9 protein-coding genes are annotated in these 12,842 nt (G+C 73.3%); 5 read left to right on the top strand and 4 right to left on the bottom strand.

What is annotated here, in order from left to right; all coding sequences use genetic code 11:
- Nucleotides 1-43: 43 nt before the first annotated feature.
- Complete coding sequence (locus Sspor_RS18215; RefSeq protein ID WP_202200100.1) at nucleotides 44-1,654, bottom strand: peptidoglycan DD-metalloendopeptidase family protein; 1,611 nt, start codon at nucleotides 1,652-1,654, stop codon at nucleotides 44-46.
- A gap of 221 nt (nucleotides 1,655-1,875) precedes the next feature.
- Nucleotides 1,876-2,655, bottom strand: a complete 780-nt coding sequence (locus tag Sspor_RS18210) for an esterase/lipase family protein (protein ID WP_202200099.1) — start codon at nucleotides 2,653-2,655, stop codon at nucleotides 1,876-1,878.
- 175 nt (nucleotides 2,656-2,830) lie between these two features.
- On the opposite strand from Sspor_RS18210, the gene icmB reads away from it, so the two are divergent.
- Nucleotides 2,831-3,232 (top strand): coenzyme B12-dependent isobutyryl CoA mutase small subunit, encoded by a 402-nt coding sequence (gene icmB / locus Sspor_RS18205; RefSeq protein WP_030712743.1) that lies wholly within the window; start codon nucleotides 2,831-2,833, stop codon nucleotides 3,230-3,232.
- Between the two features lie 160 nt (nucleotides 3,233-3,392).
- Here the strand turns inward: icmB and Sspor_RS18200 are convergent, their stop codons facing one another.
- A complete protein-coding gene (locus Sspor_RS18200; protein WP_202200098.1) occupies nucleotides 3,393-4,976 on the bottom strand; it encodes a DUF5691 domain-containing protein in 1,584 nt (527 codons plus the stop codon).
- Nucleotides 4,977-5,220: 244 nt separating this feature from the next.
- On the bottom strand, nucleotides 5,221-6,564 hold the full coding sequence (locus Sspor_RS18195) for an SWIM zinc finger family protein (RefSeq protein ID WP_202200097.1): 1,344 nt from the start codon (nucleotides 6,562-6,564) through the stop codon (nucleotides 5,221-5,223).
- A 134-nt stretch (nucleotides 6,565-6,698) separates the two neighbouring features.
- Here Sspor_RS18195 and Sspor_RS18190 point away from each other — a divergent pair, with 134 nt between their 5' ends.
- The 4 genes from Sspor_RS18190 (at nucleotide 6,699) to sucC (ending at nucleotide 12,827) form a co-directional block, all read left to right on the top strand.
- Entirely contained in the window at nucleotides 6,699-7,805 is a 1,107-nt protein-coding gene (locus tag Sspor_RS18190; protein ID WP_202200096.1) for an ATP-binding protein, read from the top strand.
- Nucleotides 7,802-10,069 (top strand): DUF5682 family protein, encoded by a 2,268-nt coding sequence (locus Sspor_RS18185; protein ID WP_202200095.1) that lies wholly within the window; start codon nucleotides 7,802-7,804, stop codon nucleotides 10,067-10,069. Before Sspor_RS18190 ends, Sspor_RS18185 begins: the two co-directional genes overlap by 4 nt.
- A 112-nt stretch (nucleotides 10,070-10,181) precedes the next feature.
- On the top strand, nucleotides 10,182-11,348 hold the full coding sequence (locus tag Sspor_RS18180) for a vWA domain-containing protein (protein WP_202200094.1): 1,167 nt from the start codon (nucleotides 10,182-10,184) through the stop codon (nucleotides 11,346-11,348).
- Between the two features lie 300 nt (nucleotides 11,349-11,648).
- On the top strand, nucleotides 11,649-12,827 hold the full coding sequence (gene sucC, locus Sspor_RS18175; protein ID WP_030011549.1) for an ADP-forming succinate--CoA ligase subunit beta: 1,179 nt from the start codon (nucleotides 11,649-11,651) through the stop codon (nucleotides 12,825-12,827).
- The last annotated feature ends 15 nt before the right edge of the window (nucleotides 12,828-12,842 follow it).

Here is a 12,842-nt window from a genome sequence, read left to right as displayed (position 1 = left end):
TTCGGGCCGCGCGGCGCTCGCCTCGGACGGTTGCGCGGGGCGGTTACGTCGGGTCGAGGCCGTGGCTGCGCAGCCAGGGCAGGGGGTCGATCGCGGATCCGCCGCCGGGCCGGACCTCGAAGTGGAGGTGCGGGCCGGTGGAGTTGCCGGAGTTGCCCGAGTAGGCGATGACGTCGCCCGCCTTGACCTTGCCGCCGCGGATCTTGGTGGAGCTGAGGTGGCAGTACCAGGTCTCGGTGCCGTCGGGCGAGGTCACGATCGCCATGTTCCCGTAGGCGCTGTTGTACTGGGTGCGCACGGTGCCGTCGGTGGCCGACATGACCGGGGTCCCGTAGGAGACCGGGAAGTCGATGCCGGTGTGCACCGACATCCACATGCCGCCGGCCTGGCCGAAGTTGGCGCTCAGGCCGTGCTGGTTCACGGGGATGGCGAACTTGGGGCGGGCGGCCTCCTTGGCTGCGGCCTCCTCCGCCTTCTTCTTCTTTTCCTCTTCCTGGCGCTCGCGCAGGTCGATGCGCTCCTGCGTGCGGCTCGCGCGGTCCGCGAAGTCGCCCGCGTCGGCGCTGAGCGCGACCAGTTGGGTGTCGAGCTTGGTGTTCGCCGCGACCGGTTTCACCGAGGCCGGGTCGGGCGCGGCCATCGTGGTGGGCTCCTCGGCGGGCCGGTCCGTACCGGTGAGGCCGCCGACGGAGGCGGCCGCGACGCCCGCGACGCCCATCACGCAGGCGGAGGGCACGGCCACGGTCAGCAGGGCGGAACGCTTCGCCGGGTTGCGGCGACGGCTGCTGCCGCCGCCCGCGCCGTTGGTGCCGCCGGTGCCCGCCTTGGCGCCGGCGCCCGTCCTGCCGTTCCCCTTGGCGGCGGTCCGGCGCGCGGAGCGCGGAGCCGAGGTCACGGGCATGGCCTGGGTGGGGAGGTCGTGGACCTCGGGCAGATCCTGCTCCTCGTGCGTGTCGTGCGCCTCGTGCGCCTCGTGAGCTTCGTGGGCCTGCGGGGTTTCGTCGGAGAGCACCTCGAAGACGGCGGTCTCGCTGTAGGCGACGGAGCCGCTCTCGTAACCCGCCTCGAAACCGGTCTCGAATCCGCCCTGGTGCCCGGAGTCGATGACGACGGCCTGGGTGGCCTCGTAGGCGTAGCCGACGGTGGTCGCCTCGTACGTGTACTCCTGCTGCGCGGCGGGCTCGGGCGCGGGCTGGTACTCGTACGCGTAGCCGGCCTCGGGCTGGGCCGGGGCCTCGGCGACGGTGTTCCAGGCGGTGGCGTCGTAGGCGCCGGTCTCGGTGCCGGTGGTGCCGTAGCCCGGCATCGCCCAGTGCCCGGTCTGCTCGCCGGAGGTGTCGTAGCCGAAGGAGGGCTGCTGGTACTGCGCGTAGCCCGAGTAGTCCGCGCTCGGCGTGTTCCAGGCGCTCGCGTCCCAGCTGCCGGTGGTGTCCTCGGGGGCGGCCTGGGCCGGGATCGTGGACAGGTAACTGTCCTGCGAGGCCCACGCGGTGGCGTCGTACGCACCGGTGTCGTAGGAGCCGTAGGCGGCGTAATTGACCCCCTGGCCCTGCGTTTCATAGGCAACGTAGGTCGAATCACCAGCGAAAGCGGTGGTGGAAAGGCCGTCATACCCGGAATCCGGATACTGGCCCGACGTTGGGCGGTCGTTCACCAACTTCTCTTTCGCCTCGGCAGTGGGGGCCTGGGTGGCCGGGAACTCAAGGTTCACCGGAGGAGAGCAGTGGCGTGACTGTACCCGGCGGTTACTCGCATCGACAATCTTCGCCGGGTCCCCAGATCTCCGGAACCGGGCATTCGGCCGTCTTTCGGTCGCCGAAAGGCTCACCCTTGGCCTTGAGTTCGAAATTAGTTCGACTACTGGTCGCTCGTCGGCTAGGCGACGGAGGCGGCGTCCGTGCCCGTGACGGCGACCAGTCCGGGCCCGTCGAGGGTGCGCCGGACCGCCGCGATCACGGCGGGATGGGCGACCAGTGCGAGATGTCCGATACCGGTGACCTGCACGTTCTCCACACACAGATCCGGGTGTTCGATCCGCGCCGACCCGGCCGGGGTCATCAGCGCGTCGAACTCGCTCCAGAACGCGACGCACCGGGTGGTGCAGTCGGGCGCGGGCGCGGCGAGCTCGGCCATCACCTCGGAGTCCGGGCGGATCTGCCGCACCAGCGGGTGCGCGTCCATGAAGGGGGCGACCCGGGTGCCGGAATGCGGGGTGCCGAGGGTGACGAGGGTCCGGACGCGGGTGCCGCCGCCGAGCCGCTGCACGTAGTACCGGCCGACGAGCCCGCCCAGGCTGTGCCCGACCAGATCCACCCGGTCCTGTCCGGTGCGCTCGCACAGCTCCTCGACGTGCCGGGCGAGATGGCGGGCGGCGACGCGCAGATCCAGGGTGAAGGGCGAGTAGTTGTACGCCTCCACGTGCCGGCCTCCCGCCCCGAGGGCGCGGCGCAGCAGGACGAAGATGGACCGGTTGTCGGTGAACCCGTGCAGAAGGAGGACCGGCGGCCGTGTCGCGGGCGGGCGGGTGGTGACCTTCTCCTGGCACACTCCGGTGGGATACAGCAGGAGGTGCCCGCCGAGCACCACCACTTCGAGCGCGCCGGCCCGCAGTGCGGCGCCGGACAAGGGCATGGACATGGGTATGGACAGCCCCATCGACGGCCTCCCCTGAGCCTCAGCGGGACCCGCGGCGCTCGCGCCACCATGCCGTGCGGCTGGCGGCACGGTGGCGCAATGCCGTCCCACGTGTGATTTCCCCCTCGTGATTGACCGCGAAACGGCGGCGTGCGCGATGCTGTACTTAACGTTCGTTCACTCGGGAGGCAGTGCGATGGGTGTGACCGGTCCGATCCGTGTGGTGGTGGCCAAGCCGGGTCTCGACGGCCACGACCGCGGGGCCAAGGTGATCGCGCGGGCGCTGCGGGACGCGGGCATGGAGGTCATCTACACCGGCCTCCACCAGACCCCCGAGCAGATCGTGGACACCGCCATCCAGGAGGACGCCGACGCGATCGGCCTCTCGATCCTCTCCGGAGCCCACAACACGCTCTTCGCGCGCGTGCTGGAACTCCTCAAGGAGCGCGACGCGGAGGACATCAAGGTCTTCGGCGGCGGCATCATCCCGGAGGACGACATCGCCCCTCTGAAGGAGAAGGGCGTGGCCGAGATCTTCACGCCGGGCGCGACGACGACCGCCATCGTGGAGTGGGTCAACGCCCACGTCCGCCAGTAGCCTGCGGCGGTCCGGCGGAGGCCGGGCAGCGCCGTAGCGCGCACCTTCAGCCCCGCGAGCCGTTGCCGCGCCGGGTTCTGCGTGGCGCACCCGGTCTTCGGACCGGGCGGCGCCGCGCCGCGCCCATGCGGCCCCGGTCGGCCTCGGCCTCTGCCCCGGCCTAGGCCGGGGTCAGTTCGGCCAGCATCGCCGCGCGGAGCCGCAGGGTCGAGACGAGCCGCTGGAACGCCTCGGCCCAGTACGCGGCCGCGCCGGGGGCCGCGTCCGGCAGGTCCTCCGCGGCCGTGGTCAGGGCCTCCAGCCGGCCCGCTTCCGCCGGATCGAGGCAGCGCTCCGCCAGGCCCATCACCCCGCTGAAACTCCACGGATAGCTGCCCGCGTCCCGGGCCGTGTCCAGTGCGTCCACCACCGCCCGGCCGAGCGTCTCCGCCCACGGCACCCCACACACCCCGAGCAGCTGGAACGCCTCCGACAGCCCGTGGGCCCGTATGAACTCCGCGACCCACTCCGCCCGCTCCGCGTGCGGGAGGGTCTCCAGCAGCTTGGCCCGCTCCGCGAGCGAGGCCGTACCGGGACCCGCCGCGGGCGGCGCGGACGCCGGGCCGAGCAGGGCCCGCGACCACGGCGCGTCGCGCTGGCGCACGGCGGCCCTGCACCATGCCGCGTGCAGCTCCTCCGTCCAGCCGTCGCCCTCGGCCACCGGCAGCGCCACTATCTCCGCCGGGCCGAGCCCCCCGAACCGCTCCCGCCAGCACGACAGCGGCGCCGCTTCCACCAACTGGCCGAGCCACCAGGCCCGTTCCCCGCGTCCGGCGGGCGGTCGCTTGACCACCCCGTCGCGAAGCATCCCCGCGTCGCACTCGGCCGGCGGAGTCACCCCCTCGGGGCCTACGCAGGCCAGCGCGCGCTCCGCCATCCGCCCCGCCAGGGCCGAGGCCGGCAGTGCGGACAGCAGCTCGGCGGCCGTGGCGCGGACATTGCGGCTGCGGTCACCCAGCGCCGCCTCCAGGAAGGGCTCGTCCTGTGCCGACAGTCCCACCCGCAGCGAATCGAGGAACATCAGCCGGTCCTCGGCCCGTTCGGTGGCCCAGGTCGTCGCCAGCAGGCGCGGCGCGGCCGCCGCCTCATGGGCCCGGACGGCCCCGAGCAGGACCACCCGTTCCGCGAACAGTCCTTCCTGCCACAGCCGTTCCACCGCCTCCGGGTCCGTCACCGCCGGCAGTTCCCCGGCGCCGCCCGACCCGCCGCGCAGGGCGAACCGCCAGTCCGGATTCATCCGCGCCAGCCACAGCCCCCGCGTCCCGGCCAGGGCCAGGGCCTGCGGCCGAAGGTCCGTGCGGGCCCGGGCCGCGTCCAGCAGCGCCGGTACGAGCGCGGCCGGCGCGCGGTAGCCGTACCGCCCGGCCGCGGCCAGCCACTGCGGCAGCAGCTCCGTCAGGTCCGGCGCCGTGCCGCGCCGCCCGCCGCCGTTGACCGGGCCGCTGCGCCCGGCCAGCAGCTGCGCGAGCCTGCGGCCCGCCGCCTCCGGTGGCACCGGCCGGGGATCCCGGGGCGCGGGCTCGGGGCGCGGCCCGGCCTCGGCCGGTCGCAGCCCGGCCCGGCGCCGTACGGCATGCACGGCCGCCGCGTCGAGCAGCGCCTCCGGCGAGCCCGCCGGGCCCCCGCCCCGGCGCCGCTCGGTGCCCAGCAGGGCGGCGGCGACCAGCTCCTCCCAGTCCCCGTACCCCTCGTCACCCTTGTCCATCGGACCCCTCCCTCGTCGTGTCCTGCGCTCCGGTCCCGCCCCCTCCGCGGGACCGGAGCCGTCGATGTCCCCGTCTGCCCGCCCGAGTTCAGCTGGCGTGGTTGTCGTTCATGCAAGCCCCCCGGCTCGTCGTCGTTTCGCGTGCGGCGCCCCCCGGCGCCGTACGTCTCTCCTCGCCGCCCCCGTGTGACGGCACAGGACCCCCCAGGCCCCCTGCGATGTGTTTCCTTGTTCCCGCCCCTGATCAGGACAGGGCGACCGGCTCGGTCGAGTCCGGCTGCCAGGCGGCCAGAGGGGTGAAGCCGCGGTGACCGCACTCGCCGAACACCGTCACCGGGCCCCCGCCCGACAGCGCCGCCAGCTGCCAGAGCCCCCCGCGGGAGCGGCTCGCGCCCCCGGTGAGGGGCACCGGCAGGGCGGAGGTGCCCTCCGCGTCCGCCAGCTGCCAGCCGAGCTCCCCCGGTATCGGAACCACCGGACCGAGCACCACCGGCCAGGACTCCAGCCACGGGTCCCGCAGCAGCGCCGCCCCGTACGCCTCCAGAGCCGCCCCCGTGCTCACGCCGGCCGGAACCTCCGCGCACGGCACGGCAGCCGCGAACCTCTCACCGAGGTCCGCCCGCAGCCCCGCCGACCCGGGCCGGAAGCGCATCTCCGCCTCCAGCACCAGCCCCACCGGCAGCGCCAGCCCCGGTGGCCGCCCCGGCGGTCCGAAGTCCAGCACCAGAGCGGGCCGCCCGCCCGCCAGCCCGCGCAGCCATATCCGGCGGGTGGTGAGCCGGCCGTCCGGCGACACCGTGTCGTACTGGGCGAGCACCAGCCAGCGGTCCCGTACGGCCTCCCCCTCCCCGGAGGCCGGCAGTCCCACGCGGCCGCGCACCGTCGCAGCCAGCTCTTCCGGCAGCCCGGCCACCCCCAGCCACGCCCGGTCGAGCAGGTGCAGGAGCGCCGCCTCCTCCAGCATCCGGGCGGGCCAGCCGGGGCCGCAACTGGGTATCGTCCCCAACTCCCTTACCCGACCGGCCAGTCCGGGCGCCTGAGCGTCGACCATGCGCGCCGCCGTCTCCTCCCACCCCGCGTATCCCGCCTGCTCCTGGCCCGCGAGGCCGCCGCGCAGCAGATCGGCCAGCCGCTGCTCCAGCTCGGTGACGCCCGCGCCGATGCGCGCCGCCCGCCGCTCGGCCCGCTTCCGGGCCCCCTCCTCGTCGACCGGCGCGGCCCTCCCGCCGGGCGGCCGGGCCGCCTTGGCCGCCCGGTCCGCCAGCCACTGAGAGGCCCACTCCGGTGCCTCGTCCGGCTCGCCGACCCCCTCCGCCGACCAGAGCAGCAACAGCCCCAGCGCGTGCTTGCAGGGGAACTTCCGGCTCGGACAGGAGCACTTGTACGCGGGGCCCGTCAGGTCCACGACGGTGCGGTACGGCTTGCTGCCGCTGCCCTTGCACAACCCCCATACAGAACCGGAAGCGGAACCTCCAGTCTGCAACCACGGCCCCGCCCCGCCGAGTCTGCCCCCCGCCTTGCGTGAGGCATCGTCAGGAGCCAGATCCAGTACCTGTTCCGCTGTCCAGCGGTCCCCCTGATCAGTCATGTGAACCACCGTAGAGACCCCCACTGACAATCGCTCTGACCAGCAACAACGCGATCGGCAGGGTCCGTTGTCAGTGGCGTGGTGCACCGTGGGGTCAGCAGTCGGAAGCGGCTGCCGAGCATTGGAGGGGGACCATGACCACGCCCGAGAACGAGCAGCGAGCAGAGGCTCTTCGACCGCACGCCGAGGACGCCTTCGCGCACGAACTGAAAGCCCTGGCGGCCGCCGACGACCGGCCCCGCCCGACCCGCTGGAAGCTCTCCCCGTGGGCCGTCGCCACCTACCTGCTCGGCGGCACGCTCGACGACGGCACCGTGATCACACCCAAGTACGTGGGGCCGCGCCGCATCGTCGAAGTCGCCGTCACCACCCTGGCCACCGACCGCGCCCTGCTCCTGCTGGGCGTCCCGGGCACCGCCAAGACCTGGGTCTCCGAGCATCTCGCCGCCGCCGTCAGCGGAGACTCCACCCTCCTCGTCCAGGGCACCGCCGGCACCCCGGAGGAAGCCATCCGCTACGGCTGGAACTACGCCCGGCTGCTCGCCCACGGCCCCAGCCGCGAGGCGCTCGTCCCCAGCCCCGTCATGCGGGCCATGGCCGACGGCATGACCGCCCGCGTCGAGGAGCTCACCCGCATCCCCGCCGACGTCCAGGACACCCTCATCACCGTCCTGTCCGAGAAGACCCTCCCGATACCGGAACTCGGCGAAGAGGTGCAGGCCGTGCGCGGCTTCAACCTCATCGCCACCGCCAACGACCGCGACCGCGGGGTCAACGAGCTCTCCAGCGCACTGCGCCGCCGCTTCAACACCGTGGTGCTGCCCCTGCCGGCCACCGCCGACGCCGAGGTCGACATCGTCGCCCGCCGCGTCGACCAGATGGGCCGCGCCCTCGACCTGCCGGCCGCGCCCGAGGGCCTGGAGGAGATCCGCCGCGTCGTCACCGTCTTCCGCGAGCTGCGCGACGGGGTCACCGGCGACGGCCGCACGAAGGTGAAGTCGCCCAGCGGCACACTGTCCACCGCCGAGGCCATCTCCGTCGTCACCGGCGGCCTGGCCCTGGCCGCCCACTTCGGCGACGGCGTGCTGCGCCCCTCCGACGTGGCCGCCGGAATCCTCGGCGCCGTCGTCCGCGACCCGGCGGCCGACAAGGTGGTCTGGCAGGAGTACCTGGAGACCGTGGTCCGCGAGCGCGACGGCTGGAAGGACTTCTACCGGGCCTGCCGGGAGGTGACCGTATGAGCCCGAGCCCGACGCGGGGCCCGCTGCTGCTGGGCGTACGGCACCACGGGCCCGGCTCGGCCCGTGCCGTCCGGGCGGCCCTGGAGGCGGCCCGGCCCCGGGCGGTGCTGATCGAGGGCCCGCCCGAGGGGGACGCGCTGCTGCCGCTCGCCGCCGACGAGGGCATGCGGCCGCCCGTCGCGCTCCTCGCGCACGCGGCGGACGACCCGGGCCGGGCCGCGTTCTGGCCGCTGGCCGGGTTCTCGCCCGAATGGGTGGCCATCCGCTGGGCCCAGGAGCACGACGTCCCGGTCCGGTTCATCGACCTCCCGGCCGCGCACTCGCTCGCCGCCGGAGCGGACGGGCCGGAAGGGAGCGAGCCCGACGCCGTCCGGCTGGACCCTCTCGCCGTACTCGCCGAGACCGCCGGATACGACGACCCCGAGCGCTGGTGGGAGGACGTGGTCGAGCACCGCGGCGCCGGGGGAGGAGGGGAGGACGTGCTCGGCGCGTTCGAGGCGCTCGGGGAGGCCATGGGAGCCTTGCGCGAGGCGTACGGCGACGGAGGCCACCGGCGCGACCTCGTGCGCGAGGCGTACATGCGGCAGCGGATGCGGGCCGCCCGCAGGGAGTTCGGCGACGCCTACGCCGTGGTGTGCGGGGCCTGGCACGTCCCCGCACTGCGGTCCAGAACCACCGTGGCCGCCGACAAGGCCCTGCTGAGCGGCCTGCCCAAGGTCAAGGTGGAGACCACCTGGGTGCCCTGGACCCACCGCAGGCTCGCCCGCGCCGGCGGGTACGGCGCGGGGATCACCTCGCCCGGCTGGTACGCCCACCTCTTCACCGCCCGGGACCGGCCCGTCGAGCGGTGGCTGACCAAGGTCGCCGGCCTGCTGCGCGAGGAGGACCGGCAGGTCTCCTCGGCGCACGTCATCGAGGCGGTCCGGCTGGCCGAGACCCTGGCCGCGATGCGCGGCCGGCCGCTGCCCGGCCTGACGGAGACCCTCGAAGCGGTCCGGGCGGTGATGTGCGACGGCTCCGACATACCGCTCGCGCTCATCGAGGACCGGCTCGTCGTCGGCGACGTACTCGGAGAGGTCCCGGACGAAGCCCCCGTCGTACCCCTCCAGCGGGACCTGACCCGGCAGCAGCGCACGCTGCGGCTCAAGGCCGAGGCACAGGACCGCGAGCTGGAACTGGACCTGCGCAAGGACACCGACACGGCGAAGTCCCTGCTGCTGCACCGGCTGCGGCTGCTCGGGATCGGCTGGGGCACACCTGCCGCCTCCCGGTCCGGCACCGGAACCTTCCGGGAGACCTGGCGGCTGCGCTGGGAGCCGGAGCTGTCGGTACGGATCGCCGAGGCCGGGATCTGGGGGACCACCGTCCTCGGCGCCGCCACCGCCAAGGCCGAGGCGGACGCCGCCGGTGCCGAGGAGCTGGGCGAGGTGACGGCCCTGGCCGAGCAGTGCCTGCTGGCCGGGCTCGCGCAGGCGCTGCCCGCCGTACTGCGGGCCCTGGCGGACCGGGCCGCGCTGGACACCGATGTGGCGCGGCTCGCCAAGGCCCTGCCGGCCCTGGCCCGTTCGCTGCGGTACGGGGACGTCCGCGGCACCGACGCGACGGCGCTCGGCTCCGTGGCGGCCGGGCTCGCCGAGCGGATATGCGTGGCGCTGCCGTCGGCCTGCACGGCCGGACTCGACGCCGACGCGGCGGCGGAGATGCGCGGCCACGTGGACGGGGTGCACGGCGCGATCGGCCTGCTGGCGGACGCCGACGCAGGGCTGCGGGAACGCTGGTTCGCGGTGCTCGCCACACTGGCCGGCCGGGACACCGTGCCCGGGCTGATCCGCGGCCGGGCGGCCCGGCTGCTCCTGGACGACGGGAGGCTGCCGGCCGGGGAAACGGCCCGGCTGATGGGGCTCGCCCTGTCCCCGGCGTCCGCCCCGGCCGACGCGGCGGGCTGGATCGAGGGCTTCGCGGGCGGGAGTTCGGGCGGGGGCACGCTGCTGGTCCACGACGACCGGCTGCTGGGCCTGATCGACACCTGGCTGGTGGAGGTGCCGGAGCGCGCGTTCACCGACGTGCTCCCCCTGCTGCGGCGGACGTTCGGGGCGTACGAGCCGGGCGTGAAGCGGAGCCTGGGCGAGCTGGTGCGGAGGGGGCCGGGCGGTTCCGCCGCCGCGGTGCCCGGTGGTTCGGCTCCCGCGGGTTTCGCCCCGGAGCTGGATCCCGGGCGGGCGGACGCGGTGACCGGGCTGGTGCGGATGCTGCTCGCCGGGTGAGGTGCGGCGCCGTCTCCGGGGCGCCGCCCCGGGACCCCCGCGCCTCGAACGCCGGCGGTGCTGAACGAGGGGCTGGAACAGGTGGACACGACGAGTGGAGGGGGACGGACGGATGAGCGGTACGGACATGGGCACGGCCGGAGACGAGCGGCTGCGGCGGTGGCGGATGGTGCTCGGCGGAGGTGAGGCCGACGGCACCGGGTGTGCGCTGACCGGGCGGGACGCGGCGATGGACGCCGCGCTCGGCGCGCTGTACGGCGGGGGCGGCGAAACCGGGTCCCGCAGGACGCCGGGGGCGCGGTCGGCCGGGCTCGGCGGGTCCGCGCCGAACGTGGCCCGCTGGCTCGGGGACATCCGTACGTACTTCCCGAGCTCCGTGGTCCAGGTCATGCAGCGCGACGCCATCGAGCGGCTGGGTCTGGCCGCCCTGCTGCTGGAACCGGAGATGCTGGAGGCCGTCGAACCGGACGTGCACCTGGTCGGCACCCTGCTCTCCCTGAACAAGGCGATGCCCGAGACGACGAAGGAGACGGCACGGGCCGTGGTCCGCAAGGTGGTCGAGCAGCTGGAGAAGAAGCTCGCGGCACGGACCCGGGCGACCTTGACCGGCGCCCTGGACCGGTCGGCGCGGATCAGCCGCCCCCGCCACCACGACATCGACTGGGACCGCACGATCCGGGCCAACCTCAAGAACTACCTGCCCGAATACCGCACCGTCGTCCCCGAGCGGCTGATCGGCTACGGCCGGGCGGCCCGGTCGGTGAAGAAGGAGGTGATCCTCTGCATCGACCAGTCGGGTTCGATGGCGGCCTCCGTCGTCTACGCATCCGTCTTCGGGGCGGTCCTCGCCTCCATGCACTCGATCGCCACCCGTCTGGTCGTCTTCGACACCGCGATCGTCGACCTCACCGACCAGCTGGACGACCCGGTCGACGTCCTCTTCGGCACCCAATTGGGCGGTGGCACCGACATCAACCGCGCCCTCGCCTACTGCCAATCGAAGATCACCCGCCCCGCCGATACCGTCGTCGTCCTGATCAGTGATCTCTACGAAGGCGGAATCCGCAACGAGATGCTGAAGCGGGTCGCCGCGATGAAGGCGGCGGGGGTCGAGTTCGTGACCCTGCTGGCACTGTCCGACGAGGGCGCCCCGGCCTACGACCGCGAGCACGCCACAGCCCTTGCGGCACTTGGGGCGCCGGCCTTCGCCTGCACTCCCGACCTGTTTCCGGAGGTGATGGCCGCGGCGCTGGAGAAGCGCCCCCTGCCGGTCCCCTGACGGCTCCGTCCGGGCCCCGGCGCGGCGCCGTCCACGCCCGTCGTGTGAATCGGTGAATCACACGAACTTCCAGTTCAACCGTGAGGCGATCTGTGACAGGTATCACCGCTCAGGTGTGATCTGCGATTTAGGGACCCACGTCCCTCGGGGATAACCTGCGGGACGGACATGCCGCGTCCACGGTCACCGTGTGCGCCTTCCTTGTGACAGCGCCGTCACGTTGCCCTCCGCGGCACGCCCACGCAGATAGCAGACAACCGCGAATCACTGCGAATCTTTGAAGACAAGGGACGGACGCGCGTGGACCTGTTCGAGTACCAGGCGAGGGACCTCTTCGCCAAGCACGGTGTACCGGTGCTGGCCGGTGAAGTCATCGACACGCCTGAGGCGGCTCGCGAGGCCACCGAGCGGCTGGGCGGCAAGTCGGTCGTCAAGGCGCAGGTGAAGGTCGGCGGCCGCGGCAAGGCCGGTGGCGTGAAGCTGGCCGCCACCCCGGACGAGGCCGTCGCCCGGGCGACGGACATCCTCGGCATGGACATCAAGGGCCACACGGTCCACAAGGTGATGATCGCCGAGACGGCTCCGGAGATCCTGGAGGAGTACTACGTCTCGTACCTCCTCGACCGGACCAACCGCACCTTCCTCGCCATGGCGTCCGTCGCGGGCGGCATGGACATCGAGCAGGTCGCCGAGGAGACCCCGGAGAAGCTCGCCAAGGTCCCGGTGAACGCCAACGAGGGCGTGACCATCGAGAAGGCCCGCGAGATCGTCGCGCTGGCGCAGTTCCCGGCCGAGGTCGCCGAGAAGGTCGCCGAGGTCCTCGTGACCCTCTGGGCGACCTTCATCGCCGAGGACGCGCTCCTCGTCGAGGTCAACCCGCTCGCCAAGGTCGCGAGCGGCGACGTCATCGCGCTCGACGGCAAGGTCTCGCTCGACGAGAACGCCGAGTTCCGTCAGCCGGGTCACGAGGAGTTCGTGGACCACGCCGCCGCGAACCCGCTCGAGGCCGCTGCCAAGGCGAAGAACCTCAACTACGTCAAGCTCGACGGTGAGGTCGGCATCATCGGCAACGGCGCGGGTCTCGTCATGAGCACCCTCGACGTCGTCGCCTACGCCGGCGAGAACCACGGTGGCGTCAAGCCCGCCAACTTCCTGGACATCGGCGGTGGCGCCTCCGCCGCCGTCATGGCCAACGGCCTTGAGATCATCCTCGGCGACCCGGACGTCAAGTCCGTCTTCGTCAACGTCTTCGGTGGCATCACCGCGTGTGACGAGGTCGCCAACGGCATCGTCCAGGCGCTGCAGCTGCTCGCGGACAAGGGCGAGGCGGTCACCAAGCCGCTGGTCGTCCGTCTCGACGGCAACAACGCCGAGCTGGGTCGCAAGATCCTCTCGGACGCCAACCACCCGCTGGTCCAGCGCGTGGACACCATGGACGGTGCGGCCGACAAGGCCGCCGAGCTCGCGGCTGCGAAGTAAGGGCAGAGGTCACAG

It is taken from the genome of Streptomyces spororaveus (genome assembly GCF_016755875.1).
GTDB classification, from domain to species: domain Bacteria; phylum Actinomycetota; class Actinomycetes; order Streptomycetales; family Streptomycetaceae; genus Streptomyces; species Streptomyces spororaveus.
Note: the sequence above shows the minus strand (reverse complement) of the source record. Positions and strands in the feature narration are given on the sequence as shown.

Excerpts from the sequence above, each read along its gene's own strand:
- Sspor_RS18210 (WP_202200099.1), bottom strand. The coding sequence starts at position 2,655 with ATGGGGCTGTCCATACCCATGTCCATGCCCTTGTCCGGCGCCGCACTG.
- icmB (WP_030712743.1), top strand. The coding sequence starts at position 2,831 with ATGGGTGTGACCGGTCCGATCCGTGTGGTGGTGGCCAAGCCGGGTCTC.
- Sspor_RS18200 (WP_202200098.1), bottom strand. The coding sequence starts at position 4,976 with ATGGACAAGGGTGACGAGGGGTACGGGGACTGGGAGGAGCTGGTCGCC.
- Sspor_RS18195 (WP_202200097.1), bottom strand. The coding sequence starts at position 6,564 with ATGACTGATCAGGGGGACCGCTGGACAGCGGAACAGGTACTGGATCTG.
- Sspor_RS18190 (WP_202200096.1), top strand. The coding sequence starts at position 6,699 with ATGACCACGCCCGAGAACGAGCAGCGAGCAGAGGCTCTTCGACCGCAC.
- Sspor_RS18185 (WP_202200095.1), top strand. The coding sequence starts at position 7,802 with ATGAGCCCGAGCCCGACGCGGGGCCCGCTGCTGCTGGGCGTACGGCAC.
- Sspor_RS18180 (WP_202200094.1), top strand. The coding sequence starts at position 10,182 with ATGAGCGGTACGGACATGGGCACGGCCGGAGACGAGCGGCTGCGGCGG.